General features: G+C 55.4%; 22 protein-coding genes and 2 pseudogenes. 8 read left to right on the top strand and 16 right to left on the bottom strand.

Annotated features, from left to right (window positions below; all coding sequences use genetic code 11):
* Nucleotides 1-167: 167 nt before the first annotated feature.
* Entirely contained in the window at nucleotides 168-4,937 is a 4,770-nt protein-coding gene (locus ACTJK9_RS01840) for a DUF3320 domain-containing protein (RefSeq protein WP_440811647.1), read from the top strand.
* Between the two features lie 159 nt (nucleotides 4,938-5,096).
* On the opposite strand, the gene ACTJK9_RS01835 is transcribed toward ACTJK9_RS01840, so the two are convergent.
* The 5 genes from ACTJK9_RS01835 to ACTJK9_RS01815 form a co-directional block, all read right to left on the bottom strand.
* Nucleotides 5,097-5,459 (bottom strand): DUF6124 family protein, encoded by a 363-nt coding sequence (locus tag ACTJK9_RS01835; RefSeq protein WP_240865021.1) that lies wholly within the window; start codon nucleotides 5,457-5,459, stop codon nucleotides 5,097-5,099.
* A 452-nt stretch (nucleotides 5,460-5,911) separates the two neighbouring features.
* The gene (locus ACTJK9_RS01830; RefSeq protein ID WP_085611830.1) at nucleotides 5,912-6,829 is read right to left on the bottom strand and encodes an AraC family transcriptional regulator; all 918 of its coding nucleotides are present in this window, start codon (nucleotides 6,827-6,829) and stop codon (nucleotides 5,912-5,914) included.
* A gap of 81 nt (nucleotides 6,830-6,910) precedes the next feature.
* On the bottom strand, nucleotides 6,911-7,168 hold the full coding sequence (locus ACTJK9_RS01825; protein ID WP_440811644.1) for an Atu4866 domain-containing protein: 258 nt from the start codon (nucleotides 7,166-7,168) through the stop codon (nucleotides 6,911-6,913).
* Between the two features lie 19 nt (nucleotides 7,169-7,187).
* Nucleotides 7,188-7,562, bottom strand: a complete 375-nt coding sequence (locus ACTJK9_RS01820; RefSeq protein ID WP_085611829.1) for a hypothetical protein — start codon at nucleotides 7,560-7,562, stop codon at nucleotides 7,188-7,190.
* A gap of 177 nt (nucleotides 7,563-7,739) precedes the next feature.
* Nucleotides 7,740-8,504, bottom strand: a complete 765-nt coding sequence (locus ACTJK9_RS01815; RefSeq protein ID WP_039773162.1) for an SDR family NAD(P)-dependent oxidoreductase — start codon at nucleotides 8,502-8,504, stop codon at nucleotides 7,740-7,742.
* Between the two features lie 286 nt (nucleotides 8,505-8,790).
* Here ACTJK9_RS01815 and ACTJK9_RS01810 point away from each other — a divergent pair, with 286 nt between their 5' ends.
* Nucleotides 8,791-9,735 carry a helix-turn-helix domain-containing protein gene (locus ACTJK9_RS01810; protein ID WP_440811639.1) on the top strand — a complete coding sequence of 315 codons (945 nt, stop codon included), beginning with the start codon at nucleotides 8,791-8,793 and terminating at the stop codon, nucleotides 9,733-9,735.
* A gap of 180 nt (nucleotides 9,736-9,915) precedes the next feature.
* Nucleotides 9,916-10,650, top strand: coding sequence for an SDR family oxidoreductase (locus tag ACTJK9_RS01805; RefSeq protein WP_440811636.1), 735 nt, complete (start codon nucleotides 9,916-9,918; stop codon nucleotides 10,648-10,650).
* A gap of 106 nt (nucleotides 10,651-10,756) precedes the next feature.
* Here the strand turns inward: ACTJK9_RS01805 and ACTJK9_RS01800 are convergent, their stop codons facing one another.
* Nucleotides 10,757-11,317: a hypothetical protein gene (locus ACTJK9_RS01800; protein WP_440811633.1), complete on the bottom strand. Its 561-nt coding sequence runs from the start codon at nucleotides 11,315-11,317 to the stop codon at nucleotides 10,757-10,759.
* A gap of 211 nt (nucleotides 11,318-11,528) precedes the next feature.
* Nucleotides 11,529-12,446 (bottom strand): bifunctional helix-turn-helix transcriptional regulator/GNAT family N-acetyltransferase, encoded by a 918-nt coding sequence (locus ACTJK9_RS01795; RefSeq protein WP_440811630.1) that lies wholly within the window; start codon nucleotides 12,444-12,446, stop codon nucleotides 11,529-11,531.
* Between the two features lie 251 nt (nucleotides 12,447-12,697).
* Between ACTJK9_RS01795 and ACTJK9_RS01790 the strand changes: the two genes are divergently transcribed.
* On the top strand, nucleotides 12,698-13,144 hold the full coding sequence (locus ACTJK9_RS01790) for an anti-virulence regulator CigR family protein (protein WP_085611825.1): 447 nt from the start codon (nucleotides 12,698-12,700) through the stop codon (nucleotides 13,142-13,144).
* 34 nt (nucleotides 13,145-13,178) lie between these two features.
* Here the strand turns inward: ACTJK9_RS01790 and ACTJK9_RS01785 are convergent.
* Nucleotides 13,179-13,352 (bottom strand): annotated as a pseudogene (locus tag ACTJK9_RS01785) (HIT family protein); the annotation flags it as partial.
* 196 nt (nucleotides 13,353-13,548) lie between these two features.
* On the opposite strand from ACTJK9_RS01785, the gene ACTJK9_RS01780 reads away from it, so the two are divergent.
* Nucleotides 13,549-13,851 (top strand): DUF7660 family protein, encoded by a 303-nt coding sequence (locus tag ACTJK9_RS01780; RefSeq protein ID WP_085611824.1) that lies wholly within the window; start codon nucleotides 13,549-13,551, stop codon nucleotides 13,849-13,851.
* Nucleotides 13,852-14,086: 235 nt separating this feature from the next.
* A complete protein-coding gene (locus ACTJK9_RS01775; protein ID WP_085611823.1) occupies nucleotides 14,087-14,821 on the top strand; it encodes a DUF695 domain-containing protein in 735 nt (244 codons plus the stop codon).
* Between the two features lie 101 nt (nucleotides 14,822-14,922).
* Here ACTJK9_RS01775 and ACTJK9_RS01770 read toward each other — a convergent pair whose 3' ends face one another.
* The 8 genes and pseudogenes from ACTJK9_RS01770 to ACTJK9_RS01735 all read right to left on the bottom strand — a co-directional run bounded on the left by ACTJK9_RS01770 (nucleotide 14,923) and on the right by ACTJK9_RS01735 (nucleotide 21,009).
* Nucleotides 14,923-15,183: a hypothetical protein gene (locus ACTJK9_RS01770; RefSeq protein ID WP_440811626.1), complete on the bottom strand. Its 261-nt coding sequence runs from the start codon at nucleotides 15,181-15,183 to the stop codon at nucleotides 14,923-14,925.
* A 243-nt stretch (nucleotides 15,184-15,426) separates the two neighbouring features.
* Nucleotides 15,427-15,666: pseudogene (locus ACTJK9_RS01765) on the bottom strand (alpha/beta fold hydrolase); the annotation flags it as partial.
* Between the two features lie 186 nt (nucleotides 15,667-15,852).
* On the bottom strand, nucleotides 15,853-17,043 hold the full coding sequence (locus tag ACTJK9_RS01760; protein WP_440811623.1) for an MFS transporter: 1,191 nt from the start codon (nucleotides 17,041-17,043) through the stop codon (nucleotides 15,853-15,855).
* Between the two features lie 151 nt (nucleotides 17,044-17,194).
* Entirely contained in the window at nucleotides 17,195-17,554 is a 360-nt protein-coding gene (locus ACTJK9_RS01755; RefSeq protein ID WP_143492923.1) for a c-type cytochrome, read from the bottom strand.
* Between the two features lie 144 nt (nucleotides 17,555-17,698).
* Complete coding sequence (locus ACTJK9_RS01750; protein ID WP_440811620.1) at nucleotides 17,699-18,628, bottom strand: LysR family transcriptional regulator; 930 nt, start codon at nucleotides 18,626-18,628, stop codon at nucleotides 17,699-17,701.
* A gap of 36 nt (nucleotides 18,629-18,664) precedes the next feature.
* A complete protein-coding gene (locus tag ACTJK9_RS01745) occupies nucleotides 18,665-19,639 on the bottom strand; it encodes a quinone oxidoreductase family protein (protein WP_440811618.1) in 975 nt (324 codons plus the stop codon).
* A 296-nt stretch (nucleotides 19,640-19,935) separates the two neighbouring features.
* The gene (locus ACTJK9_RS01740; protein WP_039773181.1) at nucleotides 19,936-20,295 is read right to left on the bottom strand and encodes a DUF6124 family protein; all 360 of its coding nucleotides are present in this window, start codon (nucleotides 20,293-20,295) and stop codon (nucleotides 19,936-19,938) included.
* 357 nt (nucleotides 20,296-20,652) lie between these two features.
* On the bottom strand, nucleotides 20,653-21,009 hold the full coding sequence (locus ACTJK9_RS01735; protein ID WP_440811857.1) for a DUF7079 family protein: 357 nt from the start codon (nucleotides 21,007-21,009) through the stop codon (nucleotides 20,653-20,655).
* Between the two features lie 97 nt (nucleotides 21,010-21,106).
* Here ACTJK9_RS01735 and ACTJK9_RS01730 point away from each other — a divergent pair, with 97 nt between their 5' ends.
* The gene (locus tag ACTJK9_RS01730; protein ID WP_282473879.1) at nucleotides 21,107-21,346 is read left to right on the top strand and encodes a DUF2188 domain-containing protein; all 240 of its coding nucleotides are present in this window, start codon (nucleotides 21,107-21,109) and stop codon (nucleotides 21,344-21,346) included.
* A 147-nt stretch (nucleotides 21,347-21,493) separates the two neighbouring features.
* Complete coding sequence (locus ACTJK9_RS01725; RefSeq protein WP_440811614.1) at nucleotides 21,494-23,158, top strand: TIGR04141 family sporadically distributed protein; 1,665 nt, start codon at nucleotides 21,494-21,496, stop codon at nucleotides 23,156-23,158.
* The last annotated feature ends 214 nt before the right edge of the window (nucleotides 23,159-23,372 follow it).

Here is a 23,372-nt window from a genome sequence, read left to right as displayed (position 1 = left end):
GATGAGTTGACCGCCTCAGCGTTCAATCTTTCGGCTGGCTGCTCGCTAGACTTGAGGCCAAACCTACGGGGATAGCGCCAAGGTGGGATAGTTATCTATCAGCATCTTTCCAGGCCGCGGACACGATCAAAACCGTTGATGTGCAAATTCAGATAGCAGGTTTTCTTATGAATGCAGTGATCGGCCAGAAGCTACAGAGCAGTCGCAAAGAGCTTCTGGATATCGGGCTTCGCAACAACATGCTTAATTTCCGCAAGACCGCCAAGACCTTGATGGTGGTCGATGAGCAGTCCGAAGAGGTCTTCAAGATCCTCTATCGTCAGGAAAAGGCCATGACCTTTGCGCCAATGGCTCGCAAGAAACTGGCGGAACTAGTCAAGGCTTCCAAGTCGGCAGAGGAGGTTGGGGAAGATGGTGATACCCCTGGCGATGAAGAGTTGTTGTATGAGCTCGATAGTCTGGACTGGAACGCTGCCACTGGCGACGCCGACGAGGATGAAACGGGCAAGGCTCGCCGTCATCTCGATACGCGTTTACAGACTGCCATCGAAGATGATCGGCTTTTCCTCCAACTATTGAAAATCCATACCGAGGCCAAAGGATTTATCGAGGAACAGGGCGTCAACACGCTGTTCCTGTCTCTTGGCTTTCTGCAGTGGTACGAGGCCGACAGCTCAGAAAACCTACGCAAGGCGCCTTTGATCCTGCTGCCCGTCACCCTTGAACGCAGTGGGGCCAAGGATGCGTTCAAGCTGAGATACTCCGGTGACGAGTTGATGCCGAACTTATCCTTAGTCGCCAAACTCAAGACCGATTTTGGCTTGGACCTGAGTTCTTGTGCATTCGACGAAGACATCTTCGAAACTGACGACAGGAGCCTTGATCGCTTTTTCAGCGATGTCGCGGCTGTGGTCAGCAAACAACCGAGATGGAATGTTGCCAGTAACGAAATTGCACTCGGCTTTTTCTCGTTCGGCAAGTTCCTGATGTTCAAGGATCTCGATCCGAAAAGTTGGCCAGAAGACAAACAACCCGATGCCAACCCGGTGATGAAGCGCTTGCTGGGCTCGGGCTTCGGCGATCTGCGTGCGGCATATTCAGAGGATGTGAATATCGACTCGGTGATCAAGCCGGGTGAGGTCCGTTTCGTCAAGGACGCCGACAGCAGCCAGACTGAAGCAATCCTGGAAGTGCGCGATGGCTCCAACCTAGTCATTCAGGGCCCACCGGGTACCGGCAAGTCCCAGACGATTACCAACATCATCGCCGAGCTTATCGGGCAAAAGAAAACGGTACTTTTCGTTGCCGAGAAAATGGCGGCCCTGGAGGTGGTGAAGCGCCGTCTAGATGAAAGTCATCTCGGCGACGCAGTGCTAGAGCTGCATTCCCATAAATCCACAAAGCAGTCCGTGCTCAAGGAGTTGGGGCGAACTCTGAACCAAGGGCGACCCATGACAAAAGGCGCAGAGGGAGACCTAGCCAGCCTGAAAGAGCTGCAGGATTCCCTTAATAACTACTGCGAAGCCGTCAGCGCGTCGGCCGGGGCGAGTGGTTTGCCCTTTCTCGACGTACTTGGTCGCTATCTGAAGCTGAAGAGAGTTCATCCGGGACTACCTGTGATCCCGTTTGGGCCAATGGCCGGCTGGAGTTTCACTCAACAGCAAAAACAGCGAGAGCTGGTCGAAGAACTGGTGCTCCACCTCAACTCGATGGGGCGACCGGATCGCAACCCATTCTGGGGCAGCCAGCGCACCTTCTTCTCTCCCATCGAACAAAGCACTGCTAATGACGCGTTGCAGTCGGCGATCTCTCACCTCAATGCCTTGCAATCCTCCACAACCGCGCTCTCCGAGCGATTGATGCTTACCCAGCCGGCCACCTTGGCAGACGTCGATGTAGTCTGCCGCGCTGCACGCCGTGCGGCGGAGGCCCCGCGACTTGATGGTATCAAGATTTCCACGGGGGAATGGCAGTCGCGTCGCGACTCCATTCGCGATTTGCTCGAGGCGGGCGAGAAGATGTCTGCCTGTCGTGATCTGCTCGACAAACAGTTGATCGATGCGGCTTGGGACCAAGATCTCCTAGAGGTTCGCCAGAATCTGCAGGCCTACGGCGATAAGTGGTGGAGAGTCTTTTCCGGACGCTTTCGCGCCTCGCGTACTCGACTGCAAGGGCTGGTCCGCGAGGTGTTGCCTAAAAGTAATGCAGGCATGCTGGAACTGGTCGACTCGGTTTTGACCTACCAGCAGAACAAGAAGGTGTATGACCAGCATGAAGCCTTGGGAAGCGCGCTGTTTGGCGCCCAGTGGCAGCGGCAGAAGACCGATTGGCCGGTACTTGAGCGCCTGAGTGCCTGGGTGATCCAATTGCATGACGACTTAGGCCATGGACAGATCCCGCAGGGCATCATCGCCTTCTTGGCCGGACATGCCGATGCCACAGGGTTAGGCGCAGCGGTCGCTGATGTAGAGCAGCATGTAAGCGGTCTGGACAAAGCGATTCGAGATTCGCTGGAAGTGACCGGCATGCAGGAGGAGAACGTTAAGGCTGATGTTAGGAAGCTCTCTCTGGCTACTCTGGAAGCGCGTCTGCTGGAATGGCAGGGCAATCTCACCGCGCTCTATCAGATTTCACGATTCAACGTGCTCGCGGGGCAGATGCTTACTGCCAACTTGGGGGAGCTGCTCGGCATTGCCATCAGCAGTGACCAGCACGAAAGTCTGACTGCCATTCTGGATCTCTCCTGGTACGCAGGTCTGGTGCAATCGGTGTACGCCCACAACCCCACGCTTCAGCAGTTCGACCGGATCAAGCATGAGCACCAGATCGCGCGCTTCAAGTCACTCGATCTCGCCTCCCTCAACCACGCCCAGACATCCCTGGCCAAGCAGGCATGGGAGGGGATGCCCAATATTAATCAGCCCGGGGAGATGGCGGTATTGCGAGCCGAGCTGAACAAAAAGCGCCGCCATATGCCGATCCGGCAAATGATCGAGAAGGCGGGGCGAGCGATCCAGCAAATTAAACCGGTGTTCATGATGAGCCCCATGTCTATCGCCAACTTCCTCCCGCCAGGCAAAGTCGAATTCGACGTGGTGGTGTTCGACGAAGCTTCGCAAGTGAAAGCCGTCGATGCATTTGGCGCCATCATGCGCGGCAAGCAGGTCGTGGTCGTGGGTGACACTCGCCAGATGCCACCTACCGATTTCTTCAGTCGTGATGTCGAGATGGACGACGAAGAGGGTGCTACCGCCGACATTGAGAGTATTTTGAGCATGTTCAAGGCCGCCGGTAGTCAGGAGCGCTATTTGCGCTGGCACTATCGGAGCCGGCACGAGTCGTTGATCGCGGTTTCTAACGTCGAGTTTTACGAGAGTAAATTGGTGGTCTTCCCATCGGCGGGGCAGCATCCCCACGCCACGGGTATCAGCTTCGATTACTTGCCCGAGGCACTCTACGACCGGGGGCGTACCCGCACGAACAAGGGGGAGGCGAAGGCTGTCGCGAATGCTGTCATGGAGCACGCGATCCGCACGCCCGACTTATCGCTGGGAGTGGCTGCTTTTAGTGTGGCGCAGCGTGATCTGATCCAGGTGGAAATCGAGTTGCTGCGTCGTCAGTCGCCGGAAGCGGAAGCGTTCTTTACCGCCCAAGGAAGTGAACCATTTTTCGTCAAGAACTTGGAAAACATACAAGGTGATGAGCGGGACAAGATATTCATCAGCATCGGGTATGGGCGTAATGAATCCGGCCGCATCGCCAAAGAATTCGGTCCGGTAAACCGGGAGGGTGGCCACCGTCGCCTCAATGTTCTGATCACCCGGGCCAAACTGGCTATGCGCGTGTTCAGCAACTTTAAGGCCGAAGAACTTGAACTCGACGCTAATGCTCCCCAAGGCGTTAGGGCGCTGAAGAACTTCCTCAAGTATGCTGAGACAGGCGAACTCGAAGTCGCGTGCGAGACCGGTAAAGCAGCAGATTCGCCCTTCGAATTGGAAGTGATCGAGGCGCTGAGAGAGCGAAACTATGTGGTAGAGCCGCAGGTAGGAACCGCAGGTTACTTCATCGATATTGCCGTCAAGGATCCCGAGTATCTGGGGCGCTATGTCCTGGCGATCGAATGCGATGGCGCGGCCTATCACAGCGCACGATCGGCGCGTGATCGTGATCGCCTGCGCCAGGGAGTGCTGGAGGGGTTAGGCTGGAACTTCCACCGGATCTGGAGCACGGACTGGTTCCGCAATCCTCAGCAGGAAACTACACGTGTCGTTGCCGCGATCGAAGCCGCTCGTGCCAGGATCGCCGAGGGGCGGCATGCGCCTCCCCAGGTGGTTCCAGAACCGAAGCATGAGATTTTTAGGGATGAGGCGGCCGCTGAAACCATGCCGAATGCAAGCAGGCAATACGTGAAAGCTCGCTTGGCAGCCGTAGTTTCGCTGAATGAGTTGCATCAGGAAAAAACAGAGCACCTAATGCAGATGATTCGTACTGTGGTCGAGGTCGAAGCTCCGGTGCACACCACCGAAGTCACCCGCCGACTCATGGAGGCGTTCGGCGTGACAAGGGCCGGTGCGAGGATTACTAATGCGGTCGAGCAGGCTATCCGTCTTGGTGTGCAGCACAGGTTATTCCACGGGCGAGGTGGCTTTATGTATTCAGCTGAAAACAAAGCTATCCCTATTCGTAACCGGGCCCATTTTGAATCTTCGGAGCGTAAGGTGGAATGGGTCGCCCCGGAAGAGCTTGATCAGGCGCTTGTAGAAACGGTCACCCTAGGATTCTCGATGAGTCGGGATGAAGTTATTTCAGGAGCGCTAGCGCTTCTGGGCTTTGGACGGGCAACGGCGAAGATAACTGGAATGGTTGACGAAAGGATTGTTGTTCTGGTCAACAGCGGGCGTTTGCGAATGGTTGATGGGCTCATAACTCCTGAATAGTCCCCGCTTTCGTAGACATCTTAAAACCTCAAATGGATGTCCACTAAGCTGCTATGTGGCCGTCCGTTTTTGGCCGATAGCTGCCATTCATCGTGGCAGCTACGGCCAACGCTCATGCCGTCTTTACCCGCGAACTATTCTGTCGCAAAGGGCAAACGCTTAGCTCTTCACCTCAACATGATCCAACGCCTGATTCACCGCCAACTCACTCAACATCACCAATTGCGCGATCCCGATTGCGGTCTTGCGATGGGCGGGCTCCAGCGTGGCCGCAAAGTTATTAAGCATTTCACTCGCCGATCCCAGTGATTCGCTAGCGTTGGCGAGAAGGGATTCAGTGTCGTAGGCCGGATTGGCCAGATACATGGGGTCGTGTTTGTGGTGGCTGCCCATGATCCGTTGCTGCGGAGTCAGGTAGTGATCGAGGGCGCGTTCGGCGGCTTCGTTGAGGGTTCGGGAGTCGGGGAATTTGTAGGGGGAGACTGGATCGGTTTCTGGTGGGTTGGGTGTTGGTTTGAACATGGATGAATCCTCTAGCGCGATTACCAAAAGGAACCATCACCCTTCGCTACCAAACGTTGGGTGGCGGCCATACGCGGGTTGGTAGACCGGTCGCACTAGAACCCGGCGCCCACGAATGAGCCCCACGCATGACCACCATGAAATCCGAGCCCAGAGAAAGGGCTGCACACGGTGACGCCATGAGTCTAGAACGAAGCGGGCTACCAAACCCGATCACTGTTTTTCAGTGACCCGGAAACGATAAAACCCGCGTCCCAGACGCACAAGCCGGCGGATTCTGGCGTAGTCGTAGGCAATGACGCAAGGCGTTGTAGCCTTGAGGAAGTAACGCTGAGTGTCTTTAAACAGCAAAGGCCAAAGCCCTTAAACAACCTCCGATGGTTCCTTCAATAACCGGTGTCTTGGATCTTTCCCCGGCGCTCTGCTGCTCTGGACTGGCTCTGGCCAGGCATTCAAGCAGGATTCCGAACCCGGCTGGCATCTCTGGAGGGCGGGCACCCGAACTGGCGACTGTATTCCCGGCTGAATTGCGACGGGCTTTCGTAGCCCACTCGATAACAGGCGCTCGCCACATCCAGCCCTTCGCCGAGCAACAGCCGGCGGGCTTCCTGCAGGCGCAGTTGTTTCTGATACTGCAGCGGGCTCATGGCAGTCACCGCCTTGAAACGATGATGCAATGTGGAGTTGCCCAAGTTGGCGACCCGGGCGAGTTCTTCGATGCGCAAGGGTTGGGTGTAGTGGTTGTTCAACCAATCGATTGCCCGTGTTACTCGCCGTGTTTGCGAGTCGCCGAGGGCAAGCTCGTACAGACGACGGCCGTGCACGCCTCGCAGGAGGCGGTAATACAACTCGCGAAGGGCGAGCGGTGCCAGCATGCCGATGTCTTTCGGTGTTTCCAGCAGCCGAACCAGCCGCAGCATTGTTTCCAGCAGGGGCACATCGACTTTCTCGAGGAAAAGACCAAGCTCCGGCTCGTCCGGGACACCTGCCGGCGGAGCGTCGGCGATGACCTGAGCGATTTCCGTGGGCTCGAAATCAAACCGGATACACAGGTAGGGCGCCTCCGGGCTCGCCATCAGCACGCGACCGGACACCGGAAGGGTGACCGAAACCACCAGGTAGCTGAGGGGGTCGTACAGGTAGTGGTCGTCACTCAGGCCGATTTCCTTTTGCCCTTGCACGATCAGGCAAAGTGCCGGTTTGTGCACGGTATGGATCAGCTCCGAAGGTGCATCGAAACGGATGACATGCAGGGGAGCTATGGCGGTCTCATAGATCCCGGGTGTGGTAAAGCGTTGCGTCAGCAGGCGAACCAGTTCGTCACGGTAGACGGCTGTGTTTTGAAGGATGAAAGCATCGCTCTGTTCCATTTCAAGGCTCTCACAAGTGTTCATGAGCGTCTGCCTGAAGCTTTTCAGGCAGACGATATTCACCCGACATCATCAAAGTACTCATTGCCGATAGAGGATCATTCCGGCGTGATACAGCACGTCGTCATGAAAGTGGCCATCAGCGGTGAAGCCGGTGTCGTCCCAGTACTGGATGTAATCACCGACCAGTTCGTAACGGCCCTGATAGGCGCTCGTGTTTTTACCACGGGCCTCGTCGTAACGACCAGTCGTCAGAAGCTCATGACGGATGAATCCATCCGCGGTGACCCACATGCCTGCGTAACGATGGTCCTGAGTGGTTTTTTTGGCATCTTTCATCACTTTTTTCCTCGGATTTTCAGACTGAGCCGATACGGCCCAAAGCCGTGCGATCAGAGCCGTTTTCGGCAACGCGAAAACCCGGAGTGCGATCACTGCCACCTTCAGTTACGCGCATGCCTGGCGTGCGGTCCGAACCATCTGCGGCAACGCGGAACCCTGGAGTGCGATCACTGCCGCCTTCAGTGACGCGCATGCCTGGCGTGCGGTCCGAACCATCTGCGGCAACGCGGAACCCTGGAGTGCGGTCACTGCCGCCTTCACTCACGCGCATGCCGGGAGTTCGATCAGCACCGTCAGCGGCCAAGTACAGGCTGGTCGAGGAAAGGTTGATCGCGCAGGCCACCATCGCGCCGATCACCAGTGAAAGGGAAAGCCGTTTTGCGTTTTTCATTATTCAGTCCTCATTGACGTTGTTCATCTGAGCGGCCTGCCGTGGCCTGTGTGTGCATCCGTTGCGTGCTTTCAGATTACGTAGCCGAGCGCAGCGGTGTTAGGACGAAACTGCCGCAGATTTGCCTGATCCTCTCGGGCTGGTCGGGCATGTCCTGCGGCGCGTTTGTGCTGCGGCTCAGCCGGCCGTGACCGTCATGCCGCCGTCGGCCATGACCACCGAACCGACCATGAAGCTGGCCCGATCCGAGGCGATGAACGCGACCACTTCGGCGATTTCTTCCGGTTGGGCGGCGCGGCCGATCGGCGCCGCTTCGCCATGTTGGGCGAGAAAGGCAGGGCCATCGTCGACCACATTGTTGAGGATATTGGTCACCACATCGCCGACACCGACAGCATTGACGCGGATGCCGTGGCCAATGACCTCAAGCGCCAGGGTGCGCGTCAGTTGGGCCAGCGCGCCTTTGGAGGCGGTGTAGGCGGCAATGGTGGGGAAGGCGAAATAGGAGGCGTAGGACGCGATGTTGACGATCGATCCGGACTTGTTGGGCATCATCGCTTTGACCGCCTCCCGGCTATGCAAAAAGGCCGCCGTGGCGTTGACCGCCTGAATGCGTTCCCAGTCTTCGCGGGTCATGTCGATGACCAGTTTGTTGATGATGATGCCGGCGTTGTTGACCAGAATGTCCAGCCGCCCGAATTGCTCGACGGCCAGGGCGACCGCGCGTTCGGCGGCCCCGTCCTGAGTGATGTCGGCCACCAGGGGGATCAGGCCGGGGCGGGCCAGTGCTTCCACTTCAGGGTTTATATCTTCAGCAATGACCTGGGCGCCGCGGGCATGCAGCAGCAGTGCGATGGCCTTGCCGATGCCACTGGCCGCGCCAGTGACCAGCGCGACTTTACCGGCCACTTCGTTTGGGGTGCTGTTCTTGAAGTCGGTCATGATGTTCTCCAGCGTTTTTGATCGAGTAGGGATAAGCCGTGTTGGCGCCGGCGAGGCGCTTTCATCGGCGACGGGCCTACTGTCTCGCAGCGGAGTGAGGTCGGCTTTCGTGAGATTGCCCATGCTGTCGGGGTTTTGCGCTGAATGTCAGTGAGCGAGGCTTGGTGCTCGATTCAACCCACGGGAAAAGCCCGATATCATCGAGCCGGTCTCCGTGACGCGGCGTGCGGGCAAGCATCCGAGACCTGTCTGGCTTCGCACAGCCGAATCTGAAAAGGACGAGTTCATGGCAAATACCGGGCGTACCTCCCAGGACGCGTTGTCGACATCCTCTCGAGACTTGCGCATCAACGGCGAGTCGATGGGTGAGTTCCTGCCAAGTGAACCCCAGGCGTTACCCTCGCGCCCGGAAATCACGGACGTGGTGATTCAGCTGTTTACCCATCGCAGCGTTACTGAGCCGATTCTCGTGCCTGCAGTGGTGGAACCGCTGCTCGTTCTGGTTCTGGCCGGGGCGGCGACGGTAGAGGAGCGCGCATTGGGTGGCGAGTGGGAAGCTGCAGATGTCAGTGCCGGCGATTTTTTCCTCACCAGTTCCGATGAGCCGTATGAAATGCGCTGGCAGACGCACGGAGGCGATACCTTCGAAGTCATGCATCTTTATCTGGGGCTGCCCTTGATCGAGCAAGCGTCTCGAGAGCTGTCGGGCCAGCACGCCGGGCCTGTGCGGTTACGCGATGTTTCAGGGGCACGGGACGGGCGCGTCGCGTTTGTCATGGAGCAGTTGCGCACCGAATTGCTTCTGGAACGCTCGCCCAGCGCGCTTTTCGCCCGCTCTCTGGCGCAGGCACTGGCCGTGCATCTGGTGCGCAGCTATCTTGCTGAAAGCCAGCCCGGGCGTCGGGTCAACGCCTTGCAAGCCTACAAGTTGCGCAAAGTCACGGACGCCATGCGCGCGCAACTGAGCGCTGAATTCAGCCTGGCCAAACTGGCCAGCCTTGCCGAGCTGAGCGAGTACCACTTCAGTCGCCTGTTCAAGCGGGCGACAGGGCTGTCGCCATCGCAGTACTTCATTCGCATGCGTATGGTTCGTGCGCGGCACCTGCTACTGGAAACCCGCCTTAGCGTCATCGACGTCGGGCTGGAGGTCGGCTACTCGAGCCCCAGTCATTTCTCGCAGGTATTTCGTCGTGAAGTGGGCGTAACGCCCAGCGAGTTCCGTGGGGCCTGAGCGGCGCCTCATTAAAAATTTGCAGGCGATGCACACAGACACGAATAGGCAAAAGTGGCGCAGGTTTCGGCACGCGCCGACGAGGCTCGTGCCCTTAATCTTTTCGACGTACCCCGCAGCAACGAACGCGTCTTCAGCGGTCGGTGCTGAACCTCAATGCAGACAGCAGGAGCTACGGATATGTCGAACATTCAAAACAAAGTCGTCCTGATTACCGGTGCAAGCAGTGGTATTGGCGAAGCAGCGGCCAGGTTGATCGCCGCCAAAGGCGCGCATGTGGTCCTCGGTGCCCGCCGCACCGAGCGTCTGGACAAACTGGTCAGCGAGGTCCAGGCCGAAGGTGGTTCAGCAAGTGCCTGTGCACTGGACGTTACGGATCTGCAATCGATGCACGCCTTCGTGGCGTTCGCCAAGACGCAACATGGCAAGGTCGATGTGATCATCAATAACGCGGGCGTGATGCCGTTGTCTCCGCTGGCCTCGTTGAAGGTCAACGAATGGAACCAGATGCTCGATGTCAACGTGCGTGGCGTATTGCACGGTATTGCCGCTGTCCTGCCGGACATGCAGGCGCAGGGTTTCGGTCAGGTCATCAATATCTCGTCGATTGGTGGCCTCGCGGTTTCTCCGACCGCCGCGGTCTACTGCGCGACTAAATTCGCGGTCAGGGCTATCTCGGACGGTCTGCGCCAGGAAACGGACAAGATCCGCGTCACCGTGGTGTGCCCGGGTGTGGTCGAGTCCGAACTGGCCGATACGATTTCCGATGAGGTGGCCCGCGAGGAAATGAAAGCCTTCCGCCGTGTGGCGCTCAATGCAGACGCCATTGCGCGAGCGCTCGCCTATGCCATCGAACAGCCCGATGATGTCGATGTGAGTGAGATCGTGGTTCGTCCGACCGCCAGTCCGCACTGAGCCGTTCCAGGCGCAATCACCCGTGGTTTGTGCCCCGTTCTGCCAGAAAAAGGGGACTGATTTATTTTCTACTTTCTGAAAAAAACAGTCCCCCCTCGGTTTTATGTCAGAGCGTTACGCATTGACTTTTTTGAAGGAAATCTTTTAGAGCAGCCTGGTAAATAGCTAACGGTCGGTTGTCAGCCTCAAACAAGGCAAATGGAATCAAGACCAGATGTGAGAATGTCGTGGCGTTTATTGAGTAGGTTTTTTGCCTGCAAAAGCCATGTTCATTGTTTAGCGTGAAATCAAACTTGAACAGATTTTCCCTTGTGCACCAGCTAGGAATCAAACCAAGACTCAAACCGGTTAAATACTCTTGTCCGCAAGCACCACCAAACGTGAACTCTGAGACTTTTATCTCTAACGTAGGGAGAGGCGAATTTGTCGGCTTGGAGCTGACGTCTTTTGCATCTGGAATGGTTTTTTGTGTCGCTGCGTATGTGTCCTTGCCAAAGCGACTAACTTTCAATGGAGAGTCCATTTCGTAACTGTAGCTGGAGATGATTTCTGCGTTGCCGGCTCCAACGTGTTGGTTGATTGTGGGCTGCGACGAATATGAAGTGCAGCCAGAGAACAGTATTGCAATGCTGATAACAGTAAATCCATTCGCTATTAATCGATGCATGCTCGGTTTTCATCCCGGTTATTCATGGTCTAGGGTTCTGTCGTTCGACACCTTGGCTAAATTCAAGCGCCTCGTCTATCGTCATTTTGCTTGATGCAGTGCTTCGGTTGGCCACTGCGCTGGGGCTCAAAAGACTATTCGGCGATTCCTTCCGCCGAAAGCCGACGCCATTGTCCTGCCTGACTACAACGACTCACAGCGGGTGTAGACCTTACAACTCAATCGCCCACGTCTGACTCACCAGTTCCTTTCCGAAGCTGTGAATCGGCTCTTCCTCGACCAATTCAAACCCCGCCCGCTGGTATAACCGGCGGGCATCCACCAGATTGCTGGTGGTCCACAGAATCATCTTTTTGTAGCCGACATCCCGGGCAAAACGCAGGCATTCCTCGATCAGCCGATTGCCGATCCCCAAACCCCGCGCACTGGCATCCACGTAGAGCATGCGCAGTTTCGCGGTGGTTTCGTCGTGACGGATGACGAACACCGAACCCACCACCTTGCCGTCCTTCTCCGCGATCCAGCAGCGCTCGCCCGTGGGGTCGAATTCGCGCAGGTATTTGGCGACGACCTCTGCCACCAGCGCTTCGAACTCTGAATTCCAGCCGTATTCACGGCTGTAGATCGCAGTCTGCTGATGCACCACCAGACCCATGTCACCGGGCTGCGGATCGCGTAGCAGGTAGGTCGTCGACTGGCCGCCCTCGAGCAGCGTCTGGATCTGCTTCATGGAAGCGATCAGTTGCAGTTGCTGCGGTTCGGACAGGCGTTCGAGCAGGGTGATGACTTCTTGCCGAGAGGCTTGTTCCAGCGGCGCGAGGATCTCGCGGCCGAGGTCGGTGATGTGCAACTGACTGGCGCGGGCGTCGGTGGTGGAGGGGACTTTCTGGATCAGACCCTTTTTGTCGAAACCGCTGATGAGCCGGCTCATGTAGCCCGCGTCGAGGCCCAGCATCTGGCGCAGGTCGGTGCTGGTCAGATCGCCCTGGGACGCGAGTTCGTAGAGGATGCGCAGCTCGGTCAGCGAGTAGTCGCTTTGCAGCAAGTGTTCCTGCAACACGCCGATCTGATGGGTGTAGAAACGGTTGAACTGCCGGACGATGTCGGCGCGGTCGGTGATCGTGGACATGGCGTGATGCTCATATATTTGCTTTAAGCAACTATATAGTTGCCTTAGGCAAGCAAGTCAAATGAATGATTTCACGACCCCGAACGCAAAGTCAGCCGGAAAAAACCGCTCAGTCGTGTCCGTTCGTATGTTCTGAGGCTCACGGTTTCCAGATGCGTCGCCGCGTGACCGCGATGACAGGGCCATCTCTCCATGCCTGTAAAAAAAACTGACTAGAATCCAAACACACCCATTCATTCAAGGAACGACTCATGTCCGGTTTACGCACGTTGATTGCGACCACGACCTGTATTGCGCTGCTGTGCAGTTCGGTGACCGCGCTGGCCGATCCTGGTAACGGAAAGGGGCAGGGCAAAGGCAATCCGCATAACAGCCAGGATCATGGCAATCAGGGGAAAAAAGGCGGGGGCGGTTATCAGGGGCACGGTCCGAGTATCGATCGCGGCGGGGTGATCGGGATTGTGGAAGGCTATCGTGGCTACTGGACCCCGGGCCCGGCGTTACCGCCCGGCATTCAGAAGAACCTGGCGCGGGGCAAACCGCTGCCGCCAGGGATTGCGAAGAAGCTCGATGGTCGACTGGTCGGCAGACTGCCGCACTACGACGGCTATGAATGGCAGCAGGTCGGTACCGATCTGATCCTGGTCGCGCTGGCTACAGGGCTGATTTATGAAGTGCTGAATGGCGTCTTCGATTGAGTGATCAGCGCAGCGGGCGACTCGATGAACTGATTATTTGAACGAGCAGCCCTCCGAGCTCCGCCAGTGCCTCTGTCGACAGCTCGGCCAGTGAATTGGTTTGGATTTTGGTCCCCAGCATCAGATAGCCGGGAAGTGCACTGGCCAGATGGTGGTTGATGATCCAGTGCTCGGTTTCATGAAGAATGAAGTGCGGGGCAATTTCCATGTGCCATTTGCCATTTGCCATTTGCCATTTGCCATGTGCCATGTGCCATGTGCCATGGGGCAAGCGGTGCGCCAGCGTAGCAAAAGTGCAGACCTTTCTGCCGGAGGAACTGTGCCGTTACGTCCGACGTTGAGTTGACCGTTCGCGTTTCCCTGTCGCAGCATGCATTCACTCAAACGCCTTACCCGGAAAACCTATGCACACGCCTGTAGATCTTGATGAATTGTTAGCGCTTGTCAGAGATGAGCAGTCGTTCATTCGATTTGTCGAGGCGCTGGGGGCTGATTTTGCCAGTGAACGTTTGTTGGAACATAACGCTCCCTCATCAATAGATCGATCAGATAGCCAGGAATGGGAAAACGGAACGGTTGATGCGTTTCTCGATGCGGCAGCTGCATGGGCGCATGCCAGCAACCGATCTCCTTTGGACGATAATGCCCAATCGAATGTATGGCAGCGCTGTGCAGCGATTCTGTTCGCTGGAAAGTTTTATGAGTGACAGTTGTATTGTCGGGCACAGAAGTGACAGTTTCTTCTCCCCCGACAAAAGATGCGTCCTCTTTAAGCCGGTTCTCCGATCTTCAGAAAATGCTCGCAATGACGACAACTGTTACGTCCTGAAGATGTTTTACACCTGCCGATCTATTTTCAGGAGGACATCATGGACGCAATAAAAATTGAAGCCAGCGAAGCTGGTTTGCAGCCACAGGTCAAGGTTTAAAGGAAAGCTATTCATGGTCATTGATAAAACCGGGCGTTCTCTGATGAGGTCCGGTTTTGGCGTGATGCACGCCACAAACCGCTTCCGCTTGATGGCGATAGTCAGCGTAGTCGTCGCTGGCTGCTCCAGCTCCAAATCGCCTCCTCCGGTCGAGCGTGACGCGTGCCTGGAGGCTGGTCCGGCCAAAAGTGTTGATTACGATAATTGTGTAGCGAATCGAGAACGCGAAAGCAGGGTGGCGCTCGAAGCGCTTCTCGACGACAAATTCGTTTATCCCCCACAGCAGCAAATTCTCGAGGCCTCTGAAAGCAACTATCAGCCATCCGATTTTCCAGAATCCCCCGCACCCATGATCTACAAGGGGCTGGACTCGATATCGCTGATTGAGAAACGAGCGTTGCCTTTCAAAATCAGGATCGTCTGGAAGTACACATCGACAGGCGTGATACCGGAGCGTGGGGACGCCATCCGCATGGCTGAAATGGAGAAGTTGATAGTGCCGGCGGTAGAGGACAAGGGACTGGCGAAGTGGGTCTGCACGGTGACGGGTGGACACCAGCGGGAGTGGATTTTCTATACGCAAAACGATGAAGCGTTTACCGCCAGGACGCGGTCGGCGCTTTCGCAGCGCGGGCCATACCCTATCGAGTTGAGTGCACGCCGGGATGTGGTGTTGAGTACCGGTTCGCAGCCTGCTGACAACCTGGCGGAAGTGATTCGCATCACTCCCAAAAAATGCGTGGAGTGAAAGCTGCATAGCCACAAAGGACAGGGCGATACCCATCAGACATGAAAAAGCCCGGCGGATAAGGCCGGGCTTTCGTCGGGTACTGCGGTAAAAGCCTGCATTCAGGCGTTACGACTTTCGATCAGACGGTCAGAACCACCTTCGGCTACCGCATCACTGAACAGCGGATCGGTTTCGGTCGCGGCAACGGCATCACTGAACAGCGGATCGGTTTCGGTCGCGGCAACAGCGTCACTGAACAATGGATCAGTTTGGGTCGCAGCAGCAACTGCATCGCTGAACAGTGGATCGGTTTCAGTCGCTGCAAAAGCATTCAGGGCGAAGAGCGAGAAGGCGATACCGAGAAGGGTTTGGCGTTTCATGGTTCTGTACTCCGTGTGCAGTGGGTTGGTATGGAGCAGATCCTACGCTTTGGATTCGATATGAGAACTTCATTGAGTTAATGGTTGTTATTGATGCAGTCAATGATTGAGCTCGGTGGCCTGAGATGCGCTGAACGGCACCGATGACAACAACCCGCTTGCCAGTCACTGCGCCATAAACCTGCGAATCGCTTGAGTGGTTCCCACTGGCGCTTCCTCCATCAGCCAATGCCCCGCACCGGCGATCACCACGGTGTGATCCTTCGCCAGATCCGCCGCCAGCGGCGCCCACATATCCCCGGTGTCGCCGAAACCGTGCAACAGCACCACCGCCGGGCCTTTGCCGCCGATGCGCGTGTGGATTTTCGCCCCTTCCAGGGCGATGTCCTGAGTGCGGAACGAGGCGGGGAAGGGCGTCACGTCCGCATGGGCCGGAACACTCATGGCTAGCAGCAGGGAAGCGGTGAGCAGGGCGCGGATCATGGCGTTCACTCCAGAGGGGGGTGGCTGGAGCGTAGACGGATTTGATGTTTCAGACAGTATTCATACGAAATCCGGCAACAGTGTTTGTCCAGCTAGCCGATCTTTTAGCACTATCCCACCCCTTAATATCGTCTCCAACCCGTGAACAAACACGGCCCTCAACGAGGCGGTGAACATCATCACTCATCACTTTGCAACCGAAACCATGATCGACTCCAGTCCGGGATGGTTCTTTTTATAAAACAGTTCGCAGTCTGCTGCATCTTCAAGGAAAAACCAGACGGACTTCGAAAGTGCTGCATGAAACAAGACAAACAGAAAAATTGCGCAGTAAACCAATAGCAAACCATGGGTGCCGAACTGCGTCATCGTTGTTCCCATCATCATATAAGAGGCCGAATTTGCGAGTTGGCCGACAATAAGTGTGGCGGCCATTAATCTGATACGAACTCCAGACGGCACCGAGACAGTTCTCTTATCCATCCCGATCAGTGAAAGCGAAGCACTGGAGGCTCCAGCAATAAAGAGGCATGGAGCCAATTGCCAGACTTCGACAGAGAGAGCCGCTGTGACGAGGGCGGCGGTTAATAAAGTCCAGAGTCCAATATATTTGTTTCGCTGGTTGTGTCTTCTGGCAACAAACGGGCTCAAAAATAACAGGCCACCGATTGCGCCTCCCGCAAATATGGCGTTGAACAGGCCGACACTGCTTTCAGCGAGATTATGGGTGTGAATTTGAATTGGAATCAGCATGGGTACTGTGGCAGTAACAGCCAGGCTCAACATGAAACCAGCAACAGTCAGGAATCTTTCAGGTGGAAGAATTAATTTAAGTCTAATTCCCAAAAACATTTCCCGAACTCGTTGTACCGGCGATTTTATCTGTGTCGAGTCGGATTTGACGCTGTGCGGTAATACGAACGCTAACCCCATTGCGAACACACCCACAATGGCTGCAAAGAGAAGTGAGGCTTGTGGGGAAGACAATCCAATGACAACGCCCGCCAGGAGCGGGCCAATAACGCGACTTATGGTTACGATGATGCGCCGGATGCGAAAGGCATGTTCTATTCGAACTTTTTCTACGGTTTCAGCCGGATAAACACCGAAAAGAGATTGAACGACGCCGAAAGCCGCGACCGCAAGGATGTCAATTATCAGCAGAGCCTCTATCGAATACGAAGCGGAAACAGACACGTAGCGCAGGATGCCGGTCAACGCAATGGCGATACAGCCTATCCTTAGAGCGGTGCTGCGTCGCATGACTTCGACGCGGGAAGCCAAAAACAGTATGGAAATGACGGCGGCAAGGGCCAGCCCCGTTTCATAGGTTGCCAGCTCCAACAAGCTTCCACGCTGAACGATAATAAGGGGCACGGTTGCATTCCAACAGCTGAGATATATCCATATTAAAGCTTCAAGGCAAAGATACTTTCTAAATATGCTCAAGCCATATGTCCTTTGATTGCACGCAGAAATGGGGACGGATCTATTTTTTCACCACCGGATAATAGATTCGTCGCCATTTTTATCTGTTCGTATGGGAAATCACACCGCTCATATATTGGTGCAAGTCGCGAAAATCGTTAACGCTCCAGGCGTGCGGCGGGATCTTCACGCCATTCTCCCGCAAGGTCTTTGGAATCAAATCCCCGTTGGGGCGAAGTATCACCGAGGACACAATAACGCCCGGATAATCACTCAGTCGCTTCTTGAAAGCTGTGGTTGTCAGGTCAGGTGTCGGCGGATTGCTTTTCCTGGCCAACGGCCCGGTGCCCTTGATGTCTGCTCCGTGGCACACGGCGCATCGCTGGGAGTAGAGGGCTTTTCCATTGGCAGTATCGGCGAGGGATAGCGCCGTTTGGGTGAGGGCAAAGAAGCCTGACATGGCGATTAGGAATATTTTGAATCTCAGGCGTCCCGGTGTGGACACGCCCGCACAAAAAGCCCTGGTCATGTAAATCCGCACTTTTTCCTCCATGAATGCACGTCGATTCCGAGGCCGGCACGATATCCCATCGCGGCTGGTAAATCAGCGGGGCAGAGTCATCCAAGGCGCACCCTCGGCAAAAGCGCCCTCGATCCACTCCTTGAACGCCGCAGTCGTCGCCGTGTTGAACCGCGCCGAAGGCCGCACCAGATAAACTCCCGTGTCGGCATCCAGTTGCCACTCGGGAAGCACCCGCACCAGACGCCCCTCGCGCAGTTCTTTGGTCATCAGCCAGTCGCCGCCGGCCAAAATCCCCACGCCCATGCGCGCGGCACACAGTTGCGCTTCGTTGTCGTTGCTGACCAGTCGGCTGCGGATTTTCAGAGTGTGTTTCTCGTCGCCTCGGGTCAGCCGCCATTCGGGATACGAATGCAACCCGGTAAACCCCAGGCAATGATGATCGGCAAGATCCACCGGCGTTTTCGGCTCGCCGTGCTGTTGAAGATAGGAGGGCGCGGCACACAGGATTCGGCGGTGATCGCAGAGTTTCTTCGCCACCAGCCGATTGTCCGCCAGCTCGCCGATGCGGATCGCCGCGTCGAAACCCTCAGCGACGATATCGACAAAGCGCTCGGCATACTCAACTTCCAACGCCACGCTCGGATGGGCCAAGGCAAACGCCGAAACGATATCGCCCAGCCACAGCCGACCCATGGCGGCCGGCAGGGCGATGCGCAAACGCCCGCGAACCTCGGCGGCGCCCTCGCGCGCATCCTGCTCCGCTTCGGCGATCAGGCTGACCGCATGCCCGAACCGCGCCACCAGCCGTTGCCCCTCATCGGTGAAACGCAATTGCCGGGTGGTGCGCTCGATCAGCCGCACCCCCAGCCGCGACTCCAGCGCGCTGAGCCGTTTCGACAGCACCGAGGGATGGCGCTGCAACGTCCGGCCCGCCGCCGCAAACGAGCCGTGCTCGGCCAGGGCCAGCAGGGTGGCGACTTCATCGGCCTGACGGCTATCGAACAGATCCATGCAACGACAACCCTCGTGGATGACCCGAAAAAAGACTCAAGGCACCAGCACAACCGCCCCCGGCAAACCGCCCAGGTGCAGATCGGCATGGGCCCGGGCGGCGTCCGCCAGCGGATAACGACGCCCGACATTGGGCTGGATGATACCGGCGTCAATCGCTTGCAACACGTCCTTTGCGCGCTGCTGGTATTCCTCCGGCGTGGCGGTGTGGGCGGCGAGGGACGGTCGGGTCAGGAACAGCGAACCCTTGGCGTTCAGGGTGCTGATCTCGACCGGCGCCGGCGCCCCCGACGCCATGCCGAACGACACCAGCAACCCGCGCGGGCGCAGGCAATTCAACGACGCCTCGAAAGACACCCGGCCAATCGGGTCGTACACCACATCCACTTTCTTGCCCTGGGTGAGGTCGACCACCGCCTCGGCCAGCGTCGCCGCATCGAACACCAACACCTCATCACAACCCGCCAACCGGGCCCGCTCGACACTCTCGGCGCGGGACACCACACCAATCACCAACGCCCCCAAATGCTTCGCCCACGGCACCATGATCTGCCCCAGCGCACCGGCCGCACCGTAGATCAGCACCGTCGACCCCGGCCCGACCGGGTAAGTGGACTTGAGCAAATACTGCGCGGTAATGCCCTTGAACAGCACCGCCGCCGCGTTCTCGAAACTCAGGCTGTCGGGGATCTTCACCAGACGATTGGCCGGGTAGAGGCGGCCGCTGGCATAGGCGCCAATAGGTCCCGTGGCATAAGCGACCCGGTCGCCGACGACCACGTTCGTCACATCGGCCCCCACCGCCACAACCCGCCCGGCGCCCTCAAGCCCCAGCCCGGAAGGCAACGCCAACGGCGCGGCACCGGAACGCTGGCTCAAGTCGAGCGGGTTGACGCCAACGGCCAACTGCTCAAGCCAGACCTCGCCGGGGCCGGGTGTTTGCGCGGTGGATTGCTCCAGCTGAATGACTTGAGGCTCACCGATTTGATGGATGACGGCGCTGGTGACCATGTTGAACGCTCCCTTACGTTGATCGTGGGGAGAGTCTAAAGGCCTGCTTGGGGAGCACTAGTTGGGTTGATTGCAGTTCATATGTGCATTTGATGCAGTAAATGGATCAAGGCTCCGTGGTTCGATTTACTGAAACGCAAACAGCCCGGGCCGACGCCCTTCGTCGTTAACGAGGGTGTCGGCCCGGGCTGTTTTGCATTCCATTACCTCTTGAGCCTCACTTTTTCCTGCAACGGGAGACTCAATTAGTCGCGCTGTAGAAGCCGCCACGAACGGCTACTACAGTCATCGCCGACTTACGCGACCTCGACGTGATCCAGCGCCTGATTCACCGCCAGCTCGGCAATCATCACGATCTGCGTAATACCGATCGCCGTCTTGCGATGCGAGGGATCGAGCGTGGCCGCGAAATTACTCAGCATCTCACTGGCCGCACCGAGGTTTTCGCTGGCATTGGCCAGCAGGCATTCGGTGTTGAATTTCGGATTGGCCAGGTACATCCGCTCGGGCTCGTTCAAGGACGACATGATCCCGGCGGCGGGGAAGAGGTAGTGATCCAGCGCGCGCTCGGCGGCGTCGTGGAGTTTTTTGGAGTTGGGGGATTCGTAGGGGGAGGTGGGGTCTGTTTCGGGTGGGTTGGGTGTTGGTTTGATCATGATGTATCTCCTGGAAAGCAATCTAGGAGCCATCACCCTTCGCTACCAAACGTAAGGTGGTGGCCATGCTCAGGTTGGTAGACCGGTCCAGGAACCCGGCGCTTCCGAAGAAGCCCTGCGCACGGCCACCATAAAAAAGCAGAGACGAGAACGATCCCTGCAAAGAGGTGGCGCTATGCGCCTGGAAATACCGGGCTACCAAACCCGATCACTGATTTTCAGTGACCCCAGAACGATAAAAGCCGCATGCCAGGCGCACAAGCCGGCGGATTCTGGCGTAGTCGTAGGCAATGACGCAAGGCGTTGTAGCCTTGGGGAAGTTACGGCGGGTTGCTTTAAACGGAGCTGTTTAAGCGCTCAAAGCCTGGAGGAAATCTCCTTCCAAATGTAGCCGTAGTTGTATCGCAGCCAGCGAACCAACGCCTTATCAAACTGCCTGCGAAACCAGCTGTTCTCCCTCGCGGCCAGCCTTTCCTCGATCATTACCCTGAGCGAGTCAGGATCAAAGCCAGTCCATACCGGGGGCACTGTGGCCACAAGGTTGGTGAAGCACACCGGTGCGACCTCTGAATAAAGGATTCCGTAGAGCACGTCAGGATCGATGCCTCTGACCTCCGCTGCTACGTAGTCGTATTCGACCGGCAAATCGTTGAAAGGCCAGGAAAGTGCAGCTCTGACGTCGGTCAGCTGTGATTCACTCAGAAAGTGCCCAATACAAAGAACCTCCTGTTTCGCGTCCAGATTTTGTGGCCGTGTGCGTTTTGATGGCATTGAGCTATACCTCAATGACCACATTGCCTAGGAGGCGATCATGAGTAAAGGCCGAGACAGAACAATATCCAAGCGACCTGACGGAACCTGGGAAAACAAGCGCAATGACGCAGAGCGCGCATCGAGCGTTCACAGCACACAAGCGGATGCCCAGAAAGCAGCTCGTGAAATGCTCAAGAATCAAGGTGGAGGTGAATTGACGACGAAGGGCGTTGATGGGCGAATTCGCGACAAAGACACTGTCGCGCCCGGGAATGACCCCAATCCACCGAAAGGATAGACCAACAATGTTTGCATGTGATGATTATTAGGAAATGAAGGAAAAGAAGGCAGGACACACCTGCCTCCTTTTCATATAGCGGTCAAAATAAGCGGCCTCCTCTATTCTAAGTGAGTTCTGGCGAGGCAGAGAAAAATAGGAGCGGACATGTCGACATGGAATGATGTCAGTGCTGTGCCAGGTAATTCGACGTTAGTTCCGCAAAAGAATAAAAAGGAGAGAAAAGAGAAGCTATCTATATATTTGGCAAAAAATTCGCAAGTCGAAGATTCCGTTCTTTTGAAGCTGGAGAATACTAAATCGCCAATTGAACTTTCCATTTCTGGACTTGAGATTGCTCGGCTGTATATAAAAAAAGAGCCTCCAAAACACTCACCTCCATGGACGGATCTGTTTACTTCAAGACCGGAGGTGTCTTCTGATGCATTTGGGAGTAGCAGTAGTGTAGGGGCTGCACTGTGTGTTTTTGTGCATCAAAACAAATTCATACTAACGTTCGGGACGGGTTTTCATCTTCTGCGTGAGGAGGCGATTGAGCGAGATTTCGGTTTGCGGGTTACATTGAATTCAGTTGATCCTGATAAGCTTAGAAGCTTGGATAAGTCAAGTTATGATCACAATCCTTTGAATTCGAGAACGCAAAGCACACGAGAGGTTGATATATTTGACCTGCATATAGATTCTGATCTGGAAATGCTATACGCAGTTACGGGTAGTTCCATTGTGGATTTGTTTGGGACTCATGTAACTGGGCGTGACGCTCTAACGGTAATTACTGGTATGGAGCTGGATAAATTAGAAAGCATTTTGGCGGAGGCGCTTGAAAGGTATAAGAAAAAACTTCCGGATGCTTTTGAGTGGGTGGATAACGTAAATAAGGTAAGAGATCATGATGAAATTCATATTTTGGATCTCGAACTAGAAAAGATTTTATGTGGTGCTGATTTGTCTGGCTTGTGGCTCGGTGAGCCTGAGATCGTCGATTGGGAAGATCAGATCGGTTATTCGTTTGAGTTGTATGCGCGTAGTGAGCGCTATGCAGTTTTAGAGTTATCACAACTTTTGTCGTATCTTGGTACGAAATCATTGCCGCTTTCTGTCGAGAGCCTAAAGCATACTTCTATTCATATAAATGACTCGCAATACCATGCGATAAAAACGTGGAGTGCATACAAGTGTTTGTATGCTGAGGTAAAGTATGGTGCGGATCAATTTATTCTAAGGAATGCCACTTGGTATAGGGTTGATAGTGATTTTTTAACAGCTGTTGATTCTAGTTTGTCAAGTATGGAGTTGTACGGTTATTCATTTCCGGTTTATAGTCAGGATAGGGAGGAGGATTATAATAAAATTGTAGTTGGTGATCCTTCGTTTGAGTTGCTGGATAAGAAAAATATTAAGATAGGCGGGTCTTACGATAAGTTGGAGTTTTGTGATTTGGTTCGAAATGGAGAAGACTTAATTCACGTAAAATATTACAGAAGCTCGAGCACTTTAAGTCACCTGTTCTCACAAGGTTGTGTTTCAGCCGAAGCATTCGTCAGGGACGTGGAATTTAGAAAGAAGCTTAACGCCAAGCTTCCGAAATCAATTCAGTTAGAAGATCCTGTGCCGCGCCCAAGTCCCGAGAGATATACAGTTGTATACGCTATAGCGACTACAAAACAATTGCCCTTGGAGCTGCCATTTTTTTCGAAGGTCACTTTGAGAAACGCGCTAAAGGTTCTTCGAGGGTTAAATTATTCGGTTAAGATGGTTGCTATTGATATTGATCCAACGCTTAAGGTAAGAAAAAAATACAAACCGAAATGACGTTGATGTTTTTATATTTACCCTGCGATCTTGTATTCGTGTTTCGTGTTTCGTGTTTCGTGTTTCGTGTTTCGTGTTTTTTTTTGCTGATATTGTGATAATTTTGATCTGCGCTTTTTGATTTGAGAAAAGGTGACTGAATTGTTTTCAGAAAATAAAACTGTCACCTTTGTGCGCAGTCATCTTTGTACTCATAAACCAAAAAAAGAGGATT

Source organism: Pseudomonas sp. 22082 (genome assembly GCF_052046055.1).
Lineage (GTDB): Bacteria > Pseudomonadota > Gammaproteobacteria > Pseudomonadales > Pseudomonadaceae > Aquipseudomonas > Aquipseudomonas pharyngis.
The sequence above is the reverse complement of the archived record's forward strand: the minus strand, read 5'-3'. Positions and strand labels throughout refer to the sequence as shown.